The organism is Neoroseomonas alkaliterrae, from assembly GCF_014199195.1.
Taxonomy (GTDB): Bacteria; Pseudomonadota; Alphaproteobacteria; order Acetobacterales; family Acetobacteraceae; genus Neoroseomonas; species Neoroseomonas alkaliterrae.
The window spans coordinates 215,601-237,115 of the sequence record NZ_JACIJE010000001.1; the positions used below are offsets into that span (position 1 = coordinate 215,601).

Consider the following 21,515-nt stretch of genomic DNA (forward strand, 5'->3'; position numbering starts at 1 on the left):
GGGGCCACAACCATGATCCGTCTTGCCTGCTTCCGCATCGCGCTGCTTGCCGGCGCGGCAGCCCTGCTGCCCGCCCCGGCGCCGGCCCAGACCCTGACCATGGGCGTCATCGCCGGCCCCGAGAGTCTCGACCCTCACTTCACCGCCACCGGCACCCATGCCGAGGCGCTGAAGCACGTCTTCGACACCCTGACCCATTCCGGCGACCGGCTGCAGATCGAGCCCGGGCTCGCGGAATCCTGGCGCGTGATCGATTCCAACACCTGGGAGTTCCGCCTGCGCCGCGGCGTGCGGTTCCACGACGGCTCGGACATGACGGCCGAGGACGTCGCGGCCTCGATCCGGCGAATGCAGCAGCTTTCCGGCCCCAACCCCACGCGGATCTATGTCCGCCGCGTCCAGGAAGTGCGCATCGTCGATCCCCATACGATCCGGATCGTCACCGACGGGCCGGCCCCGACCCTGCCCAACGACTTCATCCGCCTCTTCATCACCTCGGCCCGCGCCACCGCGGGCCTGACGCCCGAGAATTCCAACGAGGCCTTCAACGCCGGCCGCGCCATGATCGGCACCGGCCCCTATCGCCTCGGATCCTGGACGCCGCGCGAGCAGTTCACGGTGGAGCGCAACGACGGCTACTGGGGCGCGCGCCCGGCCTGGGCGCGGGTGACGCGCCGCGAGATCGCCAACCCCGCCGCGCGCGTCGCGCAGCTCCGCACCGGCCAGGTGGACATGATCGTGCGCGTGCCCGCGGCCGACGTCCCGACGCTCGAGCGCGACCGCACCATCAGCGTGGTCAAGGCCGAGACGGTCTATGTGTTCAACCTCGCGCTCGACCAGCGCGAACCGACGCCGCAGGTCACGGCGCGCGACGGCTCGCGCCTCGCCGCCAACCCCTATCGCGACCCCCGCGTGCGGGAGGCGATCGACCTCGCCATAGACCGCCGCGCGCTGGCCGAGATCGCCATGGAAGGCATGGGCACGCCGGTCAGCCAGATGGTGACGCCCGGCATCTTCGGCTTCAACCCGGCGCTGCAGATCCCGCGCCCCGACATCGCGCGCGCTCGCGCCCTCCTGGCCGAGGCCGGCTACCCCAACGGCTTCCGCATGGTGCTGAACTTCACCAACAACCGCCTGCCGGGGGATGCGAATGTCGGCACCTCCATCGCCCAGATGCTCGCGCGCATCGGCATCGAGGTGCAGGCCGCAGGCCAGCCCGCAGCGGTGATCTTCCCCGCCCGCGCGCGCGGCGAACTCTCCAACATCATGGCCGGCTGGGGCACGCTGACGGGCGAGGCCAACTACTATTACGCGGCAAATGCGCACACGAACAATCCGCAGCTCCGCCTCGGCGCCTTCAACTGGACCGGCTTCTCCAACCCCGAGATCGACCGGCTGATCCAGGCCGCGAATGTCGAGCTCGACGACGCGAAGCGCGAGGAGCTGCTCCGCCAGGTCGGCGCGCTCTTCACCGCCGAGCGCGTGGTCATCCCGATCGCCGCCGTCGGCTCCGCCTGGGCGATGCGGCGCGACCGCGTCTCGCTGCGCGTCGGCCGCAGCGACGAGGAGACCTACGCCTGGGACCTGACGCCGGCCGCACGATGAGGATCGCCGACTGCAACTGGGCCGACATCGAGGCCTATCTCGCGCGCGACGACCGCTGCGTGCTGCCCTTCGGCAGCACGGAGCAGCACGCGCAGCTCTCGCTCTGCGTGGACGCCATCCTCGCCGAGCGCGTGGCGGTTGAGGCGGCGGAGCCGCTCGGCGTGCCGGTCTATCCCGCCATGCCCTTCGGCCTCGCGCCCTATTTCGCCGCCTTCCCGGGCAGCATCAGCCTCAGGGTCGAGACGCTGCTCGCGGTGGCGCGCGACCTCATCGCCTCGGTCGCGCAGGCGGGGTTCCGGCGCATCCTCATCGTCAACGGCCACGGCGGCAACGCGCCGGTGGGCGCCCTCGCGCAGGAGATCATGGCCGCCGACCCGCGCCTGTCCATCCGCTTCCACAACTGGTGGAATGCGCCGCGCACCTGGGCGGCGGCGATGGAGGTGGACCCCTCGGGCAGCCACGGCAACTGGATGGAGAACTTCCCCTGGACGCGCCTGCCCCACGCCCCCGCGCCGCCGGGCGCCAAGCCGGCGGTGGACATGGCGCTGATGAAGGCGAGCCCGCCCGCCACGGTACGCGCCATGCTCGGCGACGGCAGCTTCGGCGGCCCCTGGCAGATGCCGGACGAGGCCATGCTGCGCATCTGGGCCGCCGGCGTGGCGGAGACGCGCGCGGCCCTCGAAGGCCCCTGGCCCGGCCGGCATTGATCCCGGCGCCCGCGCGGCGCAGGCTGCACGCCTGCTACAGGAACGCGCGCCATGGCCGACACCATGCTCTTCCCCGGCACCGTCGAATGGTCGGGGGAGAACCCCGGCATCTCGCTCAAGACCGACCCGGCGGGGCCGTTCACGACGCTCGCCTCCTTCTTCCGCGTCGTGCTCTCCCCGCATGGCCGGGGCCACGCGCTGGTGCTGATGCTCTCGCCGCAGGAGGAGGCGCCGCCGGCCGAGCGCGCCAATCTCTGCTTCACCGACAACGAGCCGCTCGCGCGATGGCTCGTCGGCGGCTACGTCTCGCATTTCGGCGCCTGGCGCGGGCTGCCGGGGCTGAAGGGCCTGCAGTATCGCGGGCTCGACAGCGTGCGCAGCAGCGGCGACGCCATCACCTCCTACACCGAGACCGTCGTCGCGGGGCAGACGACGGTCGCGCTCACCTGGTCGGGCCTCGGCAAGCCCTTCTGCTTCGCGCTCGGCCCGGCGGCCTCGGCCACCGGCGCGCACCACATGCCGACCCTCTTCGTCGGCTGCACGACGGCGAGCGTCACGATCAACGGCCGTGCCCGCCCGGGCGCGCCGGTCCCGCGCGAGATCGCCGGGCAGCGGATCAGCACGGCGATGCTCGCCTTCTCGGAAACCTGGATCCGCGCCTGATCGGCTTGGCAACACCCCCGCCCCTCCCGCAGAAAGGGCGCGAGGTGCCCCGATGAGCGATTCGCCTCTCCCGCGTGCCGCCCTTTGGCTCGGGCTCTACGGATTGCTGCCGAGCATCGCCGCGCTCGGCGTCCTGGCCTTGCTGCCGGAATGGCGGGCCATCGCGGCCGGGGCCGGCGTGGCCTATGGCGCGGTGATCGCGAGCTTCGTGGGCGGCGCCTGGTGGGGCCTCGCCTGCGCCCGCGCCCCGGCCGAGGCCCTGCCACGGCACCTCGTCTTCTCCGTGGTGCCGAGCCTCGTCGCCTGGCCGGCCGTGCTGGTGCCCTACCCGACGGGCTACCTCGTCCTCGCCATGCTCTTCGCGGCGCTGCTGCCGACCGACCGGCGCCTGCGCATGGAGGGGATCGCGCCGGCCTGGTGGCTCACGCTGCGCCGTCCCCTCTCCCTCGGCATGGCGGCGCTGCACGCCGCCGGGGCGGTCATCCTGCTGATGGTCGCGGGCTGAGCGGATCGCGCGAAGACGGGAGCCGGCGCATTCAGCGCCGGGCGAGGTCCACGATCCCCGCGAAGCCGCCCTCGGTGCCGAAAGCGAGCTGCGTGCCCACCCCGTTCCAGGCCAGCGCCGAGATGGCCGAGCCGCGCGGCGCGGCGATCGGCACGACACGGCCGGAGGAGATCTCGGCCATCAGCACCAGCCCGTCGCCGAATCCGGCCGCCACGACCTCCTGACTCGGATGGCAGGCGACTGCGGTGCAGAGCACGCCATCGCCGCCCGCGAGTTCGGTTGGCGCCTTGCCCATCGGCCCGCCGCCGAAGAACGGCCAGAGCACGACGCAATCCGCCCCGGCGGTGGCCAGCCACCGCCCCTTGGCGGTGAAGCCCATGGACTTGGTCTTCGCCGGATAGCCCGCCATGCGCATGTGCTGGCCATCGGCGAGGCGCCAGCCATGCAGCGTGTTCTCCTGCATGGAGGTGACGACATGCGTGCCGTCCGGGCTGATCACCACGCCGGTATGGCTGCCCTTCCATTCGAGCAGCCGGGGCGTGCCCTCCTTCGCGCCCACGAACCACAGCGAGGCGCCGTTGTAGTGCGAGGCGGCGATGCGCTTGCCCTTCGCGTCGAAGGCGATGCCCGTCACGGTCGAGGGATGGGCGAGGGATTTCAGCGCCGCGCCCCCGCCATCGAGCAGATGCACCGCCTTGCCCACCGCCGCGGCGCGCACGCCCGCTTCGTGCGTCGCGACATGCTCGACCCATTTGCTGCCGTATCGCGCGAGTTCGCTCGCCGTGCCGTCCGGCGCGATGCGCATCAGCCGCCCGTCGTCGCCACCGGTGATGACGCCTTCGGCACAGTCGGGCGCGATGGAGAGGCAGGCACCGTCATGTGCGGCGATGCTGCGCCAGCCCTCGGCCAGCCGCACGGTGCCGTCGCCGAGGGCGAAGGCGCAGCAGCGGTCCTCGCGCCCGAAGGCGACGCCAACGACCCAGGCGCCGAGATCCTGCGCGCGGCCGCGGGTGTCGAGGAGGAAATCGGCTTCGGTGGCGCTCATCGCAGCATCCGCATCCTGTCGCTGACGGGTGTGTCGCGCCGTGCCGGCGCGGTGGCGAGGGGCGCGCCCCTCAGCCCGGCGGCGGGGTCCAGCGCGCGATCTCGGCCTGGATCCTCGCCTCGTCCTCGCCGGCCTGGCAGGCCTCGAAGCCCTTGCGCAGCCAAGGGCGGTTCAGGTCGCGCCCGATGAAGACGATCTTCGACCGGCGCGGGTCGCCCGCCTTCACCTCGCCGATGAAATCGCCATCGGCGATCATGTGCACCGCCTGGAAGGCGAAGCGGCGGCTGTCGTTCTCGTAATACAGCACGCCCTTGGTGCGCAGAAGGTCCTGGCCCTTGGACGCCAGCACCTGGGTGATCCAGGCATTGAATCGCTCGGGGTCGATCGGCCGCTCCACCTCGAAGGCGACGCTGTTCACCTCCGAATCGTGCTCGTGGTCGTCCTCGCCCGAGAGGAACTCGGGCTCGCGCTCGAGGATGCGGCTGAGGTTGAACGCGTCGCGCCCGATAACCGCCTCGATCGGAACGTCGGACTTCGTCGCGCGGCGGATTTCGGCATAGGGGTTGATGGCGCGGATGCGGCGCTCGACCTCGGCCGCCTCCTCCGCGGTCACCAGGTCCATCTTGTTCAGCACCACGATGTCGGCGAAGGCGATCTGCTCCTGCGCCTCGCTGCTGTCGGCCAGCCGCGCCGGCAAATGCTTCGCGTCCACCACCGTCACGATGGCGTCGAGCTTCGTCGCGCGCTTGACGTCCTCGTCCACGAAGAAGGTCTGCGCGACCGGGGCAGGATCCGCGAGGCCGGTGGTCTCGACGATGATGCCGTCGAACTTCTCGCGCCGCTTCATCAGCCCGCCGAGGATGCGGATCAGGTCCCCGCGCACGGTGCAGCAGATGCAGCCGTTGTTCATCTCGAACACTTCCTCGTCGGCATCCACCACGAGGTCGTTGTCCACGCCGAGCTCGCCGAACTCGTTGATCACCACGGCGAATTTGCGGCCGTGGTTCTCGGTGAGGATGCGGTTGAGCAGCGTGGTCTTGCCGGCGCCGAGATAGCCGGTCAGCACGGTCACGGGCACGGGTTCGCGGGCGGTGGTCTCGCTCACGGGGTTTCTCCAGGAGGTGTGTCGCCCCTCGGGGCGTCGCTTGCCGCCCATATGGGGTCTTGGGCCGCCGCGGTCACCCGGTCCTTCGCCAGGGCGCCGCGGGCCTTCACCACGGCGCTCATGAGCGGGAACATCAGGCGCTGGCCCGGGCTTTGGGCCAGGCGCCGGGCCCAGCTCGCGGCATTGACGGCGCCGATCGCCTCCATCGCCTCGGCGATGGCGGTTCCCGCGGCGGCAAGATCCTCCGCCGAGCCGCTCTCGAAGAGCGGGGCGAGCAGCGTGGCGGGGGCCTCGAGCGCCCGGGCGTCCAGCGCCTCCAGGGCCGCGGGGCCATGGGCCCGGCGCAGCGCCGCGCGGCGTTCGGGGTCGAGGTCCGGCGGCGGGGTGCGGTCGCGGATCGCCCTCTCGAGCGCTGCGGCGAGGTCCTCCGGGCCGAAGGGGCGCAGAAGCAGGGCGTCGAAGCCCGCCTCCAGCGCCTCCTGCTCCTCGTTCCGGCGCAGGCCGGAGGAGGTGCCGATCAGCGGCAGCTCGCCCTGCGGCGGCAGGCGCTCGCGCAGCAGGGCGGCGGATGCGGCGCCGTCGAAGCCGCCCTCGACGCCGAAGGCCATGACGACGGCGCCGATCTCCTGCAGCAGCAGCACCTGCTCGGCGGCCGGCCAGTCGAGCGCGGCCACGGGCTCGTGCCCAAGTTCCTCGAGCATCCGCATCACGGTGCTGCGCGTGCTGGAGATCGCGTCCACCACCAGCACGCGCAGCGGCGGCGGGGAGTCGTCCTGCGCCATGGCTCGCCTCAGGCGGCCTCTGCGCGGATCGCCTCGGCCAGCGTGCCAATGATGCGGTCCACATGCGGGCGCTCGACGATCAGCGGCGGGGACAGCGCCACGATGTCGCCGGTGACGCGCACCAGCACGCCGGCATCGAAGCAGCGGCGGAACACCGCGGTGGCGCGGGCGCCGGGCTTGCCGGGGCGGGGCGCGAGCTCGATGCCGCCGATCAGGCCGATGTCGCGGGTGTCGATCACGTTCGGCGCGTCGCGCAGGCTGTGCACCGCCTCCTGCCAATAGGGCTCGATGGCCCGCGCGCGGCCGGGCAGGTCCTCGGTCTTGTGCAGCTCGAGCGTCGCGATGGCGGCCGCGGCGGCGAGCGGATGCCCGGAATAGGTGTAGCCGTGGAAGAACTCGATGCCCGGCCCGGCCGCGTCCACGATGGCGTCGTAGATGCCGTTCCGCACGGCCACCGCGCCCATCGGCACCGCCGCGTTGGTCAGGCCCTTGGCCATCGTCATGATGTCAGGCGTGACACCCAGCCGCTCGGCGCCGAAATGCGTGCCGAGGCGGCCGAAGCCGGTGATCACCTCGTCGAAGATCAGCAGGATGCCGTGGCGGTCGCAGATCTCGCGCAGGCGCTGGAGGTATCCGACCGGCGGCACCAGCACGCCGGTCGAGCCGGCCACCGGCTCGACCATCACCGCGGCGATGGTCTCGGCCCCGTGCAGGGCGACGAGGTTCTCGAGCGCATCGGCCAGAGTCGCGCCGTGCTGCGGCTGGCCCCTGGCGAAGAGGTTCTCCTTGAGGCCATGGGTGTGCGGCAGGTGGTCCACATAGGGCAGCAGCGCGCCGAACTGCTTGCGGTTCGGCCCGATGCCGCCGACCGACATGCCGCCGAAGCCGACGCCATGGTAGCCGCGCTCGCGCCCGATCAGGCGGACCCGCGTCCCCTCCCCGCGCGCCTTGTGGTAGGCGAGCGCGATCTTGAGCGCGGTGTCCGCGCTCTCGCTGCCCGAATTGGTGAAGAAGACGCGATCGAGCCCCTCGGGCGTCAGCTCGGCCACGCGCGCGGCGGCCTCGAAGGCGATCGGGTGGCCGAGCTGGAAGGTCGGCGCGAAGTCGAGGATGGCGGCCTGGCGCTGGATCGCCTCGGTGATCTCGCGCCGCCCGTGGCCGGCATTGCAGCACCACAGCCCCGCCGTGCCGTCGAGGATCTCCCGCCCCTCGGGCGTGAAGTAGGACATGCCCTCGGCGCGGGCGAGCATCCGCGACGTGTCGCCCTTGAAATAGCGATTGTCGGAGAAGGGCATCCAGAAGGCGTCGAGGGAATTGGGGCGCGGCACGCTGATCTCGTTCATCGGGCTCTCCGGGGCACGGCAGGGGTGCAGGGAACACGCCGCGGGCCTTCGGGGCAAGCGCCCGGGCCGGAATGGGCGCCGGCGGCTTCGCGACCCGCGCGCCGCATGGCATGGTCGGCCCGCGCCGGGAAGGAGGGCGCGGGCATGACCAAGGGGCGCCTCGTCATCGGCACGAAACGCTATTCCTCGTGGTCCTTGCGCGGCTGGCTGGCGGTGCAGCTGGCCGGGCTGGAGGTGGAGGAGGTGGTGATCCCGCTCGCCGGCGGCGCGACCGGGGCGATCAAGGCCGTCTCCCCCAACGGCATGGTGCCCTATCTGGAGCACGAGGGCGCGCGCATCTGGGAGAGCCTCGCCATCGCCGAATACTGCGCGGAGTTCGAGCCCTCCCTCTGGCCGGCCGAGCGCACCGCGCGCGCCCATGCGCGGGCCATCGCCGCCGAGATGCATGCCGGCTTCCGCAGCCTGCGCATCGCCATGCCGATGAATCTCGGCCGGAGCTTCCCGGGCCGCGGCCGGACGCCGGAGGCGCTGGCCGACGTCGCGCGGATCGAGGCGATCTGGGCCGAGGCGCTCGGCGCCCATGGCGGCCCCTTCCTGTTCGGCCAGGCCTTCGGCCTCGCCGATGCGATGTACGCGCCGGTGGTGACGCGCTTCCTCACCTGGGCGCCCGACCTTTCGGCGGCGTCGCGCGCCTATGTCGCCGCGGTGCGCGCGCATCCGCTGATCGAACGCTGGTATGCAGAGGCCGCCGGCGAACCGGCGGCCTGGCTGCTCGACAAGTACGAGAATCCCGCATGAACACCGCCGTCGCTCTGGACCATGTCGGCGTCGCCGCGCGCGAGCTCGCCCCCATGGCCGCCGCCTATGAGAGGCTGGGCTTCGCCCTCTCGCCCGTCGCGCAGCAATCGGGGCGGCGGCGGCCGGACCTGCCGGTCGAGCCCTGGGGCTCGGGCAATCGCTGCGCCTTCCTCAGGCACGGCTACATCGAGCTGATCGCGATCCTCGATCCGGCGCTCTACGACAACACGCTCAACCGCTTCCTCGCGCGCTATCCGGGCATGCACATCCTGGCGCTCGCCATCACCGACGAGGAGGCGAACCTCGCGCGGATGCGCGCGGCCGGCATCGAGATCCCCGGCGTCGCCTGGCTCGAGCGGCCGGTGGAGCCGGGCGGGCCGATCGCGAAATTCGCCCGCCTGCCCTTCCCCGACCCGCCGGAAGGGCGCGTGCAACTCATCCGCCACCTGACGCCCGAACTGGTCTGGCAGGAACGCTGGATGAACCACGCCAACAAGGCGGTGGCGCTGGAGGAGGCGATCCTCTGCGCGCGCGAGCCGGCGGAGACGGCGGCGCGGCTCTCCCGCGTCGCGGGCCTGCCGGTCGAGCCAGACCCGGCCGGCGGCTTCCTGCTGCGCCTGCCCGGCGCGGCGCGCGCGGCCGGCCCCTTCGCACCGTCGATGGAGACGCGCGTGCGCGTGCTGGCCGAGGAATCGCTGCCCACCGTGCTGCCCGGCGTGACGGCGCCGGCCTCGCCCTTCATGGCCGGCATGGTGATACGCACCGAGGATGGCGCCGCCGCCGCGCGGCAGGTGCTGGCCGGCATCCCGACGCGCGCGGCGCCGGCAGGGCTGATGGTGCCGCCCGAGCACGCCGCCGGCGCGGCGGTGGTCTTCGCATGAGCGAGGCCGCCTGGCACGCGACGCGCCCGGGCGAGGTGGAAGGCGGCGCGCCGGACCGCGCGGATGCGACGCTCACCTTCATCGGCCGCATCCGCACGCCCTTCGCGACGCGCGCGGACTGCCCCCACCGCGGCACGCCGGACGGTCCCGAATGCCGCATCGAGGTCGAGGCGCCTTGGCGCCCGGCGCTGCGCGGGATCGCGGCGGGCGACCGGCTGGAGGTGCTCTACTGGATGCACCTCGCGCGGCGCGACCTGCTGGTGCAGGCGCCGAAGGGGCGCGCGCCGGCCGGCACCTTCGCGCTGCGCTCGCCCAACCGGCCGAACCCGATCGCGACATCGGTGGTGGAGGTGGTGGCGGTGGACGAGGCGGGCGCGACGGTGTGCGGCCTCGACTGCGTGGACGGCACGCCGCTGCTCGACCTCAAGCCCGCGCGCAGGCCATGAGCGGCTTCGCGAAGGCCGTCGGCGCCTCGTTGCGCACCTACTACGCGCCGGGGCGGGCGGCGCTGCTCGATGCCTTCTACGCGCGCTTTCTCGCCGCGGGGGATCTCGCCTTCGATGTCGGCACGCATGTCGGCGACCGCACCGCCGCCTTCCGGCGGCTGGGCGCGCGGGTGGTGGCTGTGGAGCCGCAGCCCCGCCTCGCCCGCGCGCTGCGCCTGATCTTCCGGCGCGACCCCGGCGTGGCGCTTGTGCAGGCGCTGGTCGGCGCCGAGCCGGGCGAGGCGATGCTGCGGCTCAACACCGCCAACCCGACCGTCGCCACGGCCTCCGACGCCTTCATCGCCGCCGCCGATGGCGCGGAAGGATGGGAGGGCCAGCGCTGGGACGCCGCCATCGCGCGGCCGGTGACGACGCTCGACGCGCTCGCCGCGCGCCACGGCCTGCCCGCCTTCGTGAAGATCGACGTGGAGGGGTTCGAGGCGGCGGTGCTGCGCGGCCTCTCGCGCCCGCCGCGCGCCCTCTCCTTCGAGTTCACCACCATCCAGCGCGAGGTCGCGCTGGAATGCCTCGGCCTGCTCGGCGCACTGGGCTACCGGCGCTTCAACGCCTGCCTGGGCGAGAGCATGGCCTTCGTCCATCCGGTGCCGGTGGAGGCGGCGCGCATGGCGGACTGGCTGATGGGCCTGCCCCATGCGGCGAACAGCGGCGACATCTACGCGAGCCTGACGCCGGAGCGGCTGGCCTAGAGGCAGCCGCCCTTGGCGCGGAGCGGCTGCCTGGTTCCATGGAACGGGCGCGGGCGGCTCGGGGCTTGAGGTTTCATCACCTGTTCGCGGCAAGGCGGGAAGGACCGCCGCGCCGCGGCAGGCCAACCGCGGATCACGTGCTAATACTGGTTTCGGTGCTCGTAGCCGCGGCGCAGCCAGTCCACCAGTGGCAACGGCCTTGGGCGCGGCTGGCGCGCCGCCCGGCGGCGTTCGTGGATCTCGCGCAGCAGCACCTCGCCATCGGGCAGCCGCCGCAGCGTCAGGCGCCGCGTGAAGCGATCAGGCGATCCCGGATGGCGGCCGAGAAGCAGCAGCCCGGAGTCAGGCAGGTCGGCGGCGAGCAGCGCGATCATGCGGTCCGCCTCCTCGGGCTCGAGCGCCGAACTCGTGTCCCCGAGCAGGATCCAGCGCGGCCGTTGCACCAGCAGCCGCGCGAAGGCGAGGCGCTGCAGCTCCACCGTGCCGAGCAGGCCCGGCCAGTCCGCATGTTCGTCGAGCCGGGCGATGAGGCCGGCGAGCCCCGTGACGAGCAGCGCGCGCTCGATCGTCTCGTGCGGCCAGGCCGTGGCCGGGTGCGGGAAGGCGATCGCCTCCTGCAGCGTCGCCTCGGGCAGGTAGGGCCGCTCGCCGATCGCCGCGAGCGCGCCGTCCGGCGGCAGGCGCACGATGCCGCGCCCCCAGGGCCAGATGCCGCCCAGCACGCGGAACAGCGCCTGCGCCGCTTCCGCGTCGCCATCCACCAGGACGCGCTCGCCCGGGCCGACCTCGACCGTGATGTCGGACAGCAGCGCCGTGCCGTCGGGTGCGGCGACGCAGAGCGAGACGGCGCCGATGCCGACGCCCGGCCCTCGGTCGAGCACGATGGCGTCCGGCCCCTCGCGCGCCGCCTCGGTGGCGACGATGCGGATGCCGTCCTCGAGCGAGAGCACGCGCTCGACCGAGGCGCGCCATTCGGCGATGCGCTGCAGGTTGTCCACCGGCCAGGACAGCGCCGCCGTGACCTGCTGGAAGGCCTGCGCGGTCTGCATCAGCACGCCGAGGGTGATGGTCCCGCCGATGAAGCGCGGCGTCGCCACCAGGATCGGGAAGACCGGCGCGAGCGCGATGTAGCCCGCCGAGAAGCCTGTCAGCCGCGCGAGACTCTGCGTCTGCGCCGCCCAGGCGGGGCCGATCGCATCGAACAGCCGGGCGAGGCGGTCGCGCTGCAGCGCCTCCCCGCGCGCAAGCGCGATGGCCTCCGCGGCCTCGCGCGCGCGCACGAGGCCGAAGCGCAGGTCCGCCTCCCTGGTCTGGCGCAGGTCGGTCGCGCGCACCAGCGGCCGGCCGAGCAGGAAGGCGACCGTCGAGCCCGCCGCCGCATAGGCGATGGACAGGGCGACCATGTGGCCCGGCAGCGCGATGCCGAACACCTCGACCGTGCCCGAGAGCCGCCACAGCACGTCGATGAAGGCGGCGAGCAGCAGCGTCGCGTAGAGCAGGGTATGCGCGAGGTCCACGGCGTATTCCGTGGCGATGCGGACATCCTCGGCGATGCGCCCGTCGGGGTTGTCGTGGTCGCCGGGGATCTGCGCGACCTGGTAGTGCCGCGCCTCGGCCATCCAGTCCCCCACGACGCGCGCCGTGAGCCAGGCGCGCCAGGCGAGGTTGACCCGCCGCCGCGCCACCATGTGGAAGGCGTTGGACAGCACCAGCCCCGCCACGATGGCTGCGAACACGCCGATCTGGGCGAGGAACCGATCCATCGAGCGCCGTTCCAGCGCGTCGAACAGGTCGGCGGTCCAGACATTGAGGCGGATCGCGAGCGCCACCTGCGCGACGCAGAGAAGCACCATCGCGAGCGTCCATCCGCGCGCCGACCAGCGCTGCGGCCCGCGCAGCCAGAAGCCGCCGCCGAGGCGCAGGAAGTCGCGGAAGAACCGCGGATGGTCGCCGGCGTTGCTCACGGCGCGACGGCGCGTCCTTTCGGCCCGGCGGCGGCAGGGCTCGCCAGCGCGGGCACACCTCTGCCCATCCGCGAAAGCGGCGCTGCGCCCCGTCGCATCCGTATTCCTCCAGCCATCGGCGGCGGCCGGATGCGCCGCATCGGGCGGCGCCGCCGGCGCCACTGTGCCGCATCGGCCCCTCCGCCGGAATAGCGGCGCGCGGCCCGGCGCCGGCGCGGGAACCGCTGCGCGACCGGCATGACAGGCTGGCAGCCGGCCCGCCCGGCGCGCTATGAGTGCGGCCGGACCACGCCAGGAGACCGGACCGGATGAGCGAGACCGCCATCACCATGCAGCCCATGCGCTACCTGGACAAGGCGATGGGCGCGCTGCGCGACCTCGGCCTGCCGCTGCCCGAGGCCTCCGCGCAGGAGAGCCCGATCACCGGCCTGCTGTCCAAGATCATGGAGGTCGACCAGGACCGCGTGACGCTGATCGCGCGCGTGCTGAACCAGGCCACCACCTTCAACGAGGTGGTGCGCGAGCAGATCAAGGCGATGGAGATCGGCGAGCGCTACCAGACCATCACCAACGCCTTCAACTCCATCCGCGACGACGCGCGCAACATGGTCGCGCAGATGGAGGACGGGAAGATCTCCACCATGGAGAGGCTGTCCAACATCTGGCAGAAGGCGACGCGCGGCGACATCGCCTCGCGCTTCAACAAGATCCGCGACACATATCTGGAAGTCTCGAAGGACACCAAGGAGAACATCGACCGCGAGCACGCCATCCTCGAGGCCTATCGCGACTTCCGCGGCGCGCTGAAGCAGGCGGAGGTGCTGGCGCTCGAGGTGCTCAAGACCGCCGAGGGCCGGCTGAACGCCGCCAAGGAGGCGACCGAGGCCGCGGTGAAGGCCGCCGACGGCGCAGGCAGCCTCGAGCCGGCCGAGCGCGCCCGCCTCGAGCTCGCGCGCGACGAGGCCCTGCGCGCCCTGCAGCTCGAGGAAGGCAAGTACCAGATCGCCAAGGATCTCTCGGACAACCTGACCGTCTCCTACAACACCTCCGAGGTGATCATGGCTCGCCTCGTGCAGATCACCACGGCCAAAGAGCGCGTCTACCAGCAGTCGGTCTCCTTCTTCTCGACCAACGAGGCGGTGCTGACCGCGCTCACCGCCTCCTTCACCGGCATGCACGGGCTGCACGAGAGCACCCGCACGCTCGAGGCGATGAAGGAGGGCGTGAACCAGTCGCTCGAGACGCTGGCCGAGATCGGCGGCAAGGTGCAGGAGGCCGCGCTGCGGGCCGGCTACGGCCCGACCATCCGCGCCGATGCGGTCAAGAAGCTGGTCGAGAGCGTCGTCTCCTACCAGGAGCATTCGCGCGAGATCATCGAGGAGATGCGCGACGCCGCGACGCGCAACAGCGAGGAGATCCGCCGCTCCGTCGAGGAGGCGAAGCAGCGCATGGCGCGGCTGCAGCAGCGCGCCTCGGCGGTCGCCGCCGCGAATGCCTGAGGCCCGCGCGGGCGCGCCCGCGCTCGACGAGACGATGCTCGCGATGGACGTGGTGGACACCATCCGCCACGCCGATCGCCTCGTGGAGCGCGAGCTGGCCGGCACCGAGCGCCAGGCGCGGCTCCGTCAGCGCCTGCGCGAGATCTACGCCTCGCAGGGGATCGAGGTCGCCGACCATGTCCTCGATGCCGGCATCGCCGCGCTCGAGGAGAAGCGCTTCGCCTACACGCCGAAGGGCGAGGGCTGGCGGCGCAGCCTCGCCACCGCCTGGGCGACGCGCGGGCGCTGGGGCAAGTTCGCGCTGATCGGGCTGGGCGTGGTGGTGCTCGGCTGGGGCGTGCATTTCGCCACCGTGACGCTGCCGGCCCAGCGCGAGGCCGCCGCCATCGCGCGCGAATTGCAGCACGACCTGCCGCGCGCGCTGCGCGCCGAGCACGACCGCGTGCTGGCCGGCACGCAGGAGGCCGGGCCGCGCGCCGAGGCAGCCCGGCTGCTGGCCGAGGGCGAGGCCGCCGCGCGCGCCGGCAACGCGGCGGAGGCGCGCGCGCGCCGCGCCGCGCTCGCGGATCTCGCGACGCGCCTTGCGCAGGAATACACGGTGCGGATCGTCAACCGCCCGGGCGAGCCCTCGGCCGTCTGGCGCGTGCCCGCGGCCAATCCCCGCGCGCGCAACTACTACCTGGTGGTCGAGGCGGTGGACCGCACCGGGCGCCCGGTGGAGGTGCAGGTGACCAGCGAGGAGGACGGCCGCACCGCGCGCGTGAGCCGCTGGGGGCTGCGCGTCCCGGAGGCGGAGTTCGAGCGCGTGCGCCGCGACAAGCTCGCCGACGGCATCATCGACCAGCCCGAGATCGGCCGGAAGCGCGCCGGCACGCTGGACACCGAATGGACCGTGGACACCACCGGAAGGGCCATCCTGTCATGGTGAGCGGCAGCGCGATCCTGCAGGAGATGGACGCCCACCTCGCCGCCGCGCAGCGCGAGGCCTCCGCCGCGCAGACCGAGGCCGACCGCCTCGCCGCCGAGCGCGACGGGCTGCGCGCGGAGGAGGCGGAGGCGCTGCGCGCGCTCGCCCGCCTCCGCCTGCGCGAGATGGCCGATGGCGGCACCGCGCTCGAGGCGCTCGATTCCGCCGGCGCGCGCGTGCAGGAGAGCCTGCGCCGCCGCGCCGCCGAGCTCGAGACCGCGCAGTCCGCCGTGCTGGCCGCGCGCGATGCGCTCGCTGCCGCCGAGGCGCGCCGCGACGCCGAGGCCGCGCGCCTGCGCGCCGCGCAGGAGGCCGAGGCCGCCGCGCTGCGCGACGCCGAGGCGAAGGCCGCGCAGGATGCCGAGTTCCAGCGCCTCTCCGCCGCTGCCGAGGAGGCCGAGCGCATCGCCCAGCACGCGGAGCAGAAGGCCTCCTTCGCCGCGCACGACTTCGAGGAGAAGGGCCGCCCCTACCGGGCCGATCCGCTCTTCGCGTATCTGTGGGACCGCGGCTACGGCACCGCGCGCTACCGCGCCTTCCCGCTCGCGCGGATGATCGACGCCTGGGTGGCCCGGCTGATCGAGTTCGAGCCCGCGCGCCGCGCTTACCAGCTCCTGTCGGAACTGCCGGGCCACATGACGGCCCATGCGGCGCGGATGCGCGCCGAGGCCGATGCCGCGATCCGCGCCATGGTCGAGCGGCGCCGCGCCATCGCCGGCCTGCCCGCCGAGGAGGCGCGTCCCTCGACCGAGGCGCTGGCCGCCGCCGAGGACGCGGTGGAGAAGGCCCGCGCCGCCCTGGCCGAGGCCGAGGCCGCACGCAGCGTGCTCGCCAATGGCGAGGATCCCGCCTCGCAGGAGGCGATCCGCGCGCTGGAGGCGGCGATCGGCGCGCGCTCCCTGCGCGCGCTGCGCGAGGAGGCCTATCGCACCCCGACCCGCGAGGATGACGCGATCGTCGCGCGGCTCGAGATCGCGGCGGCCGAGCGCACGCGGCTCGAACGCGCGCTCGCGGACGCGCAGGCCTCGGCCGAGGCGGCGCGGCGGCGGCTCGCCGACATGCAGTCCCTGCAGCGGGAGATGCGCAGCCGCGGCGTCGAGCGCAGCGACTGGGGCTTCGCCTCCGGCGCGATGGTCGGTGCGCTGCTGAGCGAGTTGCTGCGCGGCGCCCTTTCGCGCGACGGCTTCTGGGACCGCTTGGAACGCCAGCGCATGCCGGGCCCGATGGGCGGGTCGAGCCAGCCGGGCCCCTGGGGCCGTCCGCTGCCCGGCCCGTGGGAACGGCCCGCGCCCGGCCCCTGGTCCAAGGCGCCGCCGGCCGGCGGCGGCTGGTGGGGCACGGACCACGGCGCCTCGCCCTGGGGTGGCGGAGGCAAGCCGGGGGCGGGCGACGGCGGCACCAAGGGCGGCTGGCCCGGTGGCGATGGCGGCGGTTTCTCGACCGGCGGCAAGTCCGACCAGGGCGGCGGCTTCCGCACCGGCGGCTCGTTCTGAGGCGGCGGCGGCGCGCCACGGCCGGGTTTGACCGCATCGGGAAGTGATCTAGGGTCCGGGCTTCACGTCCGAACGGGAGGCCCCCTCATGACACTCCGACGCAGCATCCTCGCCGCCGCAGCGGCGGCGGCGATCGCCCTTCCCGGCGCGGCCTCCGCGCAGGCGCCCTCCTTCTTCCGCATCGGCACGGGCAGCGCGGGCGGCACCTACTACCCGATCGGCGGCATCATCGCGAACGCGCTCTCCTGCCCGCCCGGCGCGCCATGCAACACCGCCGGGGCGACCGACGGCATCCCCGGCATGGTGGCCGTGGCGCAGGCGACGCAGGGCAGCGTGCAGAACGTCGCGCTGGTGCAGGCCGGCAATGCGGAGGCGGGCTTCGCGCAGTCCGACGTGACGCACTGGGCCTACACCGGCACCGGCCTGTTCCAGGGCCGCCCGCGCACCGACCGGCTGCGCTTCGTCGCCCATCTCTTCCCCGAGCACATCCACGCCGCGGTGCGCCGCGACAGCCCCATACAGTCCTTCAACGACCTGCGCGGCCGGCGCATCGCCATCGGCCTGCAGGCCTCCGGCGCGCGCATCGGCTCGGAGCTCATCCTCTCGGCCTACGGCTTCCAGGCCGGTCGCGACTTCACGGCCGAGTACCTGAACCAGGCCCAGGGCACCGAGCGCATGCAGGACCGCGGCCTCGACGCGACGATCACCGTCGTCGGCTACCCGGCCGCCGCCTTCACCGAGTTCTGCGCCCGCACCGGCTGCCGCTTCCTGCCGATCCCGGAGGCCGAGGCCAACCGCGTGATCGAGCGCGCACCCTTCTACGGCCGCGGCGTCATCCCCCGCACCGCCTATGAAGGGCTGACCGAGGACGTGCCGACGCTGACGGTCTCCGCCGTGCTGGTGGTGCGCGACAGCCTGCCGGATGACCTCGTCTACAACATCACCCGCGCGCTGTGGTCGCAGACCACCCGCGGCCTGCTCGACCGCGGCCACGCCAAGGGGCGCGAGATCGTGCGCGAGAACGCGCTGAACGGCCGCGGCGTCATCCCCTTCCACCCCGGCGCCGAGCGCTGGTACCGCGAGGCCGGCATCCTGCGCTGACCTGACGGAGCCCGGCCGTGTCCGCATCCGATCCGCGCGGCACGGCCGCATCCCCCGCCACCCGGCTCGACCTCGAGGCCGCGGCCGAGCTCGAGAAGAAGTACGACACCGAGATCACCTTCCGCCCGCTCCGGGGCGCGACGGCGGTGATCGTCTCCACGCTGCTCGTCGCGCTCTCGGTGTTCCACTACTACACGGCGGGCTTCGGCATCCTGACCGAGCACTGGCACAAATCCATCCACCTCGCCGCCGTGCTCGGCCTCATCTTCATCATGTTCCCGACGCGGCTGGACTTCCCGCCGAAGATCGGCGGCGTGCCGGTGCACGACTGGGTGCTGGCGCTGGTGATCGCCGCCGCCTGCTTCTACCTGCCGATCGTCTTCGACGAGCTCACCTTCCGTATCGGCATGCCCAACGGCTGGGACATCCTGATGGGCACGGTCATGATCGTGCTGGTGCTGGAGGCCACGCGCCGCGCCATGGGCTGGGTGCTGCCGGCGATCGTGATCGTCTTCATCCTCTATGGCCTGTTCGGCAACCACCTCTCGGGCGTGCTGGCGCATCCGGGTTCGAGCTGGGAAGGCTTCCTCAGCCACGTCTACCTGACGCAGGAAGGCATCTTCGGCATCCCGGTGAAGGTGGTCGCGACCTTCGTCTTCCACTTCGTGCTGTTCGGCGTGCTCGCCACGCGCATGGGGCTCGGGCAGTTCTTCATCGACATCGCCTCGATCATCGGCGGCCGCTACGCGGGCGGGCCGGCGAAGGTGGCGGTGCTGTCCTCGGCGATGTTCGGCTCGATCTCCGGCTCCTCCATCGCCAACACCGTCACCACCGGATCGCTGACCATCCCGGCGATGAAGCGCATCGGCTACAAGCCGCATTTCGCCGGCGCGGTGGAGGCCGCGGCGAGCGCGGGCGGGCAGATCACGCCGCCGATCATGGGTGCCGCCGCCTTCGTGATGATCGAGTTCCTCGAGATCTCGCTCACCACCCTGCTGATCGCCGCCGCGATCCCCGCCGCGATGCATTTCTGGGGCGTCTTCGTCCAGGTGCATTTCGAGGCCAAGCGCCTCGGCCTGCGCGGTCTCGAGGAGCACGAGATCCCGCGGCTCTGGCCCACCATCCGCGACGGCTGGCCGACGGTGATCCCGCTCGTGCTGCTGGTCGCGGTGATCGTGCAGGGCTACACGCCCTACTACGCGGCCTTCGCCGGCATCACGGCCTGCATCGTGGTCGGCTTCCTCAATCCCAGGAACCGCCTCACGATCAAGGATCTGTGGGACGCCTTCGACCTCGGCTCCCGCTATGCGCTCGCGGTCGGGGCGGCGGCGGCGGCGGTCGGCATCGTGGTCGGCGTCGTCACCCTCACCGGGGCGGGCTTCCGCATCGGCTTCATCGTCACCCAGGCGGCGGCGCAGACGGCGGAGGTGTTCCGCCCGGTGGTCGAGATGCTGCCACCGGGCTTCGGCTCGATGGAGGGGCTGACGCTGTTCGTGACGCTGGTCTTCGTCGCGCTGGTCTGCGTCGCGATGGGCGCGGGCATCCCGACGACGGCGCTCTACATCGTGCTCGCGGCCATCGCCGCGCCGGCGGTGCAGCAGCTCGGCGTGCCGCCGATCGCGGCGCATCTCTTCATCCTCTACTACGGCATCCTCGCGGACCTGACGCCGCCGGTCTGCGTCTCGGCCTACGCCGCCGCGGGCATCGCGGGCTCCAACCCGTTCCGCACGGGGCTCACGGCCTTCCGCCTCGGCATGGCCAAGGCGACGGTGCCCTTCGTCTTCGCCTATGCGCCGGTGATGCTGGTGGTGGTGCCCGACTTCACCTGGGGCGCCTTCCTCTTCACCGTGGCGAGCTGCGCCATCGGCGTGCTGGTGCTGGGCATCGGCATGACCGGCTATGCCTTCACGCATATGGGCGCCGCCTCCAAGGCGGTGCTGGTGGTGTCGTCCCTGCTCATGATCTCGCCCTCGCTGCCCATGACGGCGCTCGGGGCGGGGCTTGCCGCGCCCGTGCTGCTGCTCAACTGGCTGCGATCACGAGGATAGGGGCGGCGCCGCGCCGCCCCTGCCCGCCATGACGGAGCCGGCCTGGCGCGCCCTGTTCCGCGAAGCCGATTTCCGCAGGCTCTGGACCGCGGGCCTCTGCGTCTTCGTCGTCCGCTGGCTGGAGACCCTCGCGATCGGCGTCTTCGCCTACAACGCGACGGGCTCGGCCTTCGTCGTCGCGATGCTGCTCATGCTGCGGATCCTGCCGATGGGGCTGTTCGGCGCCTTCCTCGGGGCGGTGGCCGAACGCATGGACCGGCGCGCGGCGCTGCTCGCCGTCATCCTCTCGCAGGTGGCGACCTCGGCGGCGGTGGCGCTGCTCGCGCTCGCCGGCGCGGTCGAGGTCTGGCACCTCGCGCTCGCCTCCTTCATGAACGGCATCGCCTGGGCGTCCGACAATCCCGTGCGCCGGGCGATGATCGGCCAGGTTGCCGGGCTGGCGCGCATGGGTGTGGCGATGTCGGTGGATGTCGGCACCAACAATGCGAGCCGCATGGCGGGCCCCGTGCTGGGCGGCGCGGTGCTTGCGGCCATCGGGCTGGACGGGGCCTTCATGCTCTCGGTCCTGCTCTACATCCCAGCCGTGGTCGCGGTGCTGCGCCTGCCCGCCACGCCGCCCGCGCGGGAGACGGCGGCGCCGCCCGTGCTCGCCAGCATCGCCGAGGGCTTCGGCTTCCTGCGCCGCGAGCCCCGGCTGGTCGGCACGCTGCTCGTCACGCTGCTGTTCAATCTCTTCGGCTGGCCCTTCACCGCCATGATCCCGGTGCTCGGCCAGGACCGGCTCGGCCTCGGTCCCACCGGCATCGGCATCCTCGCCAGCATGGACGGCATCGGCGCCTTCCTCGGCGCGGTGGCGATCGCGCTGCTGGCGCGGCCGGGCCAGTATCGCGCCATCTATCTTGGCGGCACGGCGCTCTACTTCGCGATGCTCACGGTCTTCGCGCTGTCCCGCGACCCGCTGCTCGCGGGCGCCGCGCTGATGCTGACCGGCCTGGGCGGCGCGGGCTTCGCGATCATGCAGCCGACGCTCGTCTTCCTCGCGACGCCGCCCGAGATGCGCAGCCGCGTGCTCGGCCTGCTCTCGGTCTGCATCGGCCTGGGGCCGGCGGGGTTCCTGCTGCTCGGAGGCCTTGCGGAACTCCTCGGCGCCTCGGCCGCGACCGCGGCCATGGGGCTGTGCGGCCTGGCCGCGCTGGCCCTCGCGCGCCCCTGGTGGCGCCGCATCTGATCCCTTCCCGCCGCTGCCGTAATCGGGGAGGCTGCGATCCGGCGCCAGGAGGGACCGAGATGGAAGGCTTGCTGCCCGCGGCGCGCGCGATCGGGGCGCGCCTGAAGGCCCGGGGCGAGACGGTCGCCGTGGCCGAGAGTTCCGCCGGCGGGCTCATCGCCGCCGCGCTGCTCGCCGTGCCGGGGGCTTCGGCCTACATGCTCGGCGGGGCGGTGGTCTATACGCGCGCGGCGCGCGAGGGGCTGCTCGGCATCACCGAGGCCGACATGGCGGGGATGCGCTCCGCGTCGGAAGCCTATGCGCTGCTGATGGCCCGCCGGGTGCGCGAACGTCTCGGCGCGGACTGGGGCTTCGCCGAGACCGGCGCCGCCGGCCCCGCGGGCAACCGCTACGGGGATGCGGCGGGGCATGCCTGCCTCGCCGTCTCCGGGCCGGTCGAGCGCGTGGTCACGGTCGCGACCGGCATGGCCGGGCGGGAGGCCAACATGCGCGCCTTCGCCGCCGCCCTGTTCCGCCTGGCGGCGGAGGCGCTCGACTGAGCCGGGGCTTGCGCGAAGCCCGCCGCGGCCCGACCCTCCTTCCCGTACAG

General features: G+C 73.0%; 20 protein-coding genes. 15 read left to right on the plus strand and 5 right to left on the minus strand.

Annotation, left to right across the window (positions count from 1 at the left end; translation table 11 throughout):
* Positions 1–12 precede the first annotated feature (12 nt).
* From FHS88_RS01040 to FHS88_RS01055, 4 genes are read left to right on the plus strand one after another with little or no spacing between them, the layout of a single operon-like run.
* On the plus strand, positions 13–1,605 hold the full coding sequence (locus FHS88_RS01040) for an ABC transporter substrate-binding protein (RefSeq protein WP_184480424.1): 1,593 nt from the start codon (positions 13–15) through the stop codon (positions 1,603–1,605).
* Positions 1,602–2,312 carry a creatininase family protein gene (locus tag FHS88_RS01045; protein ID WP_184480425.1) on the plus strand — a complete coding sequence of 237 codons (711 nt, stop codon included), beginning with the start codon at positions 1,602–1,604 and terminating at the stop codon, positions 2,310–2,312. Before FHS88_RS01040 ends, FHS88_RS01045 begins: the two co-directional genes overlap by 4 nt.
* Positions 2,313–2,363: 51 nt before the next feature.
* Positions 2,364–2,975, plus strand: a complete 612-nt coding sequence (locus tag FHS88_RS01050; protein WP_184480426.1) for a hypothetical protein — start codon at positions 2,364–2,366, stop codon at positions 2,973–2,975.
* A gap of 52 nt (positions 2,976–3,027) precedes the next feature.
* The gene (locus tag FHS88_RS01055) at positions 3,028–3,480 is read left to right on the plus strand and encodes a DUF3429 domain-containing protein (RefSeq protein ID WP_184480427.1); all 453 of its coding nucleotides are present in this window, start codon (positions 3,028–3,030) and stop codon (positions 3,478–3,480) included.
* A gap of 31 nt (positions 3,481–3,511) precedes the next feature.
* On the opposite strand, the gene FHS88_RS01060 is transcribed toward FHS88_RS01055, so the two are convergent.
* From FHS88_RS01060 to FHS88_RS01075, 4 genes are all read right to left on the minus strand, one after another.
* Positions 3,512–4,525: a WD40 repeat domain-containing protein gene (locus tag FHS88_RS01060; RefSeq protein ID WP_184480428.1), complete on the minus strand. Its 1,014-nt coding sequence runs from the start codon at positions 4,523–4,525 to the stop codon at positions 3,512–3,514.
* 70 nt (positions 4,526–4,595) lie between these two features.
* Positions 4,596–5,630, minus strand: coding sequence for a CobW family GTP-binding protein (locus FHS88_RS01065; RefSeq protein WP_338146322.1), 1,035 nt, complete (start codon positions 5,628–5,630; stop codon positions 4,596–4,598).
* Positions 5,627–6,412: a response regulator gene (locus tag FHS88_RS01070; RefSeq protein WP_184480430.1), complete on the minus strand. Its 786-nt coding sequence runs from the start codon at positions 6,410–6,412 to the stop codon at positions 5,627–5,629. Before FHS88_RS01070 ends, FHS88_RS01065 begins: the two co-directional genes overlap by 4 nt.
* 8 nt (positions 6,413–6,420) lie before the next feature.
* Entirely contained in the window at positions 6,421–7,755 is a 1,335-nt protein-coding gene (locus tag FHS88_RS01075; protein ID WP_184480431.1) for an aspartate aminotransferase family protein, read from the minus strand.
* A 144-nt stretch (positions 7,756–7,899) separates the two neighbouring features.
* Between FHS88_RS01075 and FHS88_RS01080 the strand changes: the two genes are divergently transcribed.
* Genes FHS88_RS01080 through FHS88_RS01095 form a run of 4 tightly spaced genes read left to right on the plus strand, consistent with a single transcriptional unit; the run spans position 7,900 to position 10,626 of the window.
* Positions 7,900–8,553, plus strand: coding sequence for a glutathione S-transferase family protein (locus FHS88_RS01080; RefSeq protein ID WP_184480432.1), 654 nt, complete (start codon positions 7,900–7,902; stop codon positions 8,551–8,553).
* Positions 8,550–9,434, plus strand: coding sequence for a VOC family protein (locus tag FHS88_RS01085; protein WP_184480434.1), 885 nt, complete (start codon positions 8,550–8,552; stop codon positions 9,432–9,434). The genes FHS88_RS01080 and FHS88_RS01085 overlap by 4 nt, the downstream gene beginning before the upstream one ends.
* Positions 9,431–9,880: an SAM-dependent methyltransferase gene (locus tag FHS88_RS01090; protein WP_184480436.1), complete on the plus strand. Its 450-nt coding sequence runs from the start codon at positions 9,431–9,433 to the stop codon at positions 9,878–9,880. Before FHS88_RS01085 ends, FHS88_RS01090 begins: the two co-directional genes overlap by 4 nt.
* Positions 9,877–10,626: an FkbM family methyltransferase gene (locus FHS88_RS01095; protein WP_184480438.1), complete on the plus strand. Its 750-nt coding sequence runs from the start codon at positions 9,877–9,879 to the stop codon at positions 10,624–10,626. The genes FHS88_RS01090 and FHS88_RS01095 overlap by 4 nt, the downstream gene beginning before the upstream one ends.
* 140 nt (positions 10,627–10,766) lie before the next feature.
* Here FHS88_RS01095 and FHS88_RS01100 read toward each other — a convergent pair whose 3' ends face one another.
* Positions 10,767–12,590, minus strand: coding sequence for an ABC transporter ATP-binding protein/permease (locus tag FHS88_RS01100; protein ID WP_184480440.1), 1,824 nt, complete (start codon positions 12,588–12,590; stop codon positions 10,767–10,769).
* Positions 12,591–12,898: 308 nt separating this feature from the next.
* Here FHS88_RS01100 and FHS88_RS01105 point away from each other — a divergent pair, with 308 nt between their 5' ends.
* The 7 genes from FHS88_RS01105 to FHS88_RS01135 all read left to right on the plus strand — a co-directional run bounded on the left by FHS88_RS01105 (position 12,899) and on the right by FHS88_RS01135 (position 21,465).
* On the plus strand, positions 12,899–14,089 hold the full coding sequence (locus tag FHS88_RS01105; RefSeq protein WP_184480442.1) for a cell surface protein: 1,191 nt from the start codon (positions 12,899–12,901) through the stop codon (positions 14,087–14,089).
* Positions 14,082–15,017, plus strand: coding sequence for a DUF6384 family protein (locus FHS88_RS01110; protein ID WP_184480444.1), 936 nt, complete (start codon positions 14,082–14,084; stop codon positions 15,015–15,017). The genes FHS88_RS01105 and FHS88_RS01110 overlap by 8 nt, the downstream gene beginning before the upstream one ends.
* The gene (locus tag FHS88_RS21020) at positions 15,014–16,549 is read left to right on the plus strand and encodes a hypothetical protein (protein WP_184480446.1); all 1,536 of its coding nucleotides are present in this window, start codon (positions 15,014–15,016) and stop codon (positions 16,547–16,549) included. The genes FHS88_RS01110 and FHS88_RS21020 overlap by 4 nt, the downstream gene beginning before the upstream one ends.
* Positions 16,550–16,636: 87 nt before the next feature.
* Positions 16,637–17,650, plus strand: a complete 1,014-nt coding sequence (locus FHS88_RS01120) for a TAXI family TRAP transporter solute-binding subunit (protein ID WP_184480448.1) — start codon at positions 16,637–16,639, stop codon at positions 17,648–17,650.
* Positions 17,651–17,667: 17 nt separating this feature from the next.
* Positions 17,668–19,698 carry a TRAP transporter fused permease subunit gene (locus tag FHS88_RS01125; protein WP_184480450.1) on the plus strand — a complete coding sequence of 677 codons (2,031 nt, stop codon included), beginning with the start codon at positions 17,668–17,670 and terminating at the stop codon, positions 19,696–19,698.
* Between the two features lie 28 nt (positions 19,699–19,726).
* Complete coding sequence (locus FHS88_RS01130) at positions 19,727–20,926, plus strand: MFS transporter (RefSeq protein WP_184480452.1); 1,200 nt, start codon at positions 19,727–19,729, stop codon at positions 20,924–20,926.
* Between the two features lie 59 nt (positions 20,927–20,985).
* Positions 20,986–21,465 carry a CinA family protein gene (locus tag FHS88_RS01135; RefSeq protein ID WP_184480454.1) on the plus strand — a complete coding sequence of 160 codons (480 nt, stop codon included), beginning with the start codon at positions 20,986–20,988 and terminating at the stop codon, positions 21,463–21,465.
* The last annotated feature ends 50 nt before the right edge of the window (positions 21,466–21,515 follow it).

Excerpts from the sequence above, each read along its gene's own strand:
- FHS88_RS01040 (WP_184480424.1), top strand. The coding sequence starts at position 13 with ATGATCCGTCTTGCCTGCTTCCGCATCGCGCTGCTTGCCGGCGCGGCA.
- FHS88_RS01045 (WP_184480425.1), top strand. The coding sequence starts at position 1,602 with ATGAGGATCGCCGACTGCAACTGGGCCGACATCGAGGCCTATCTCGCG.
- FHS88_RS01050 (WP_184480426.1), top strand. The coding sequence starts at position 2,364 with ATGGCCGACACCATGCTCTTCCCCGGCACCGTCGAATGGTCGGGGGAG.
- FHS88_RS01055 (WP_184480427.1), top strand. The coding sequence starts at position 3,028 with ATGAGCGATTCGCCTCTCCCGCGTGCCGCCCTTTGGCTCGGGCTCTAC.
- FHS88_RS01060 (WP_184480428.1), bottom strand. The coding sequence starts at position 4,525 with ATGAGCGCCACCGAAGCCGATTTCCTCCTCGACACCCGCGGCCGCGCG.
- FHS88_RS01070 (WP_184480430.1), bottom strand. The coding sequence starts at position 6,412 with ATGGCGCAGGACGACTCCCCGCCGCCGCTGCGCGTGCTGGTGGTGGAC.
- FHS88_RS01075 (WP_184480431.1), bottom strand. The coding sequence starts at position 7,755 with ATGAACGAGATCAGCGTGCCGCGCCCCAATTCCCTCGACGCCTTCTGG.
- FHS88_RS01080 (WP_184480432.1), top strand. The coding sequence starts at position 7,900 with ATGACCAAGGGGCGCCTCGTCATCGGCACGAAACGCTATTCCTCGTGG.
- FHS88_RS01085 (WP_184480434.1), top strand. The coding sequence starts at position 8,550 with ATGAACACCGCCGTCGCTCTGGACCATGTCGGCGTCGCCGCGCGCGAG.
- FHS88_RS01090 (WP_184480436.1), top strand. The coding sequence starts at position 9,431 with ATGAGCGAGGCCGCCTGGCACGCGACGCGCCCGGGCGAGGTGGAAGGC.
- FHS88_RS01095 (WP_184480438.1), top strand. The coding sequence starts at position 9,877 with ATGAGCGGCTTCGCGAAGGCCGTCGGCGCCTCGTTGCGCACCTACTAC.
- FHS88_RS01105 (WP_184480442.1), top strand. The coding sequence starts at position 12,899 with ATGAGCGAGACCGCCATCACCATGCAGCCCATGCGCTACCTGGACAAG.
- FHS88_RS01110 (WP_184480444.1), top strand. The coding sequence starts at position 14,082 with ATGCCTGAGGCCCGCGCGGGCGCGCCCGCGCTCGACGAGACGATGCTC.
- FHS88_RS01120 (WP_184480448.1), top strand. The coding sequence starts at position 16,637 with ATGACACTCCGACGCAGCATCCTCGCCGCCGCAGCGGCGGCGGCGATC.
- FHS88_RS01130 (WP_184480452.1), top strand. The coding sequence starts at position 19,727 with ATGACGGAGCCGGCCTGGCGCGCCCTGTTCCGCGAAGCCGATTTCCGC.
- FHS88_RS01135 (WP_184480454.1), top strand. The coding sequence starts at position 20,986 with ATGGAAGGCTTGCTGCCCGCGGCGCGCGCGATCGGGGCGCGCCTGAAG.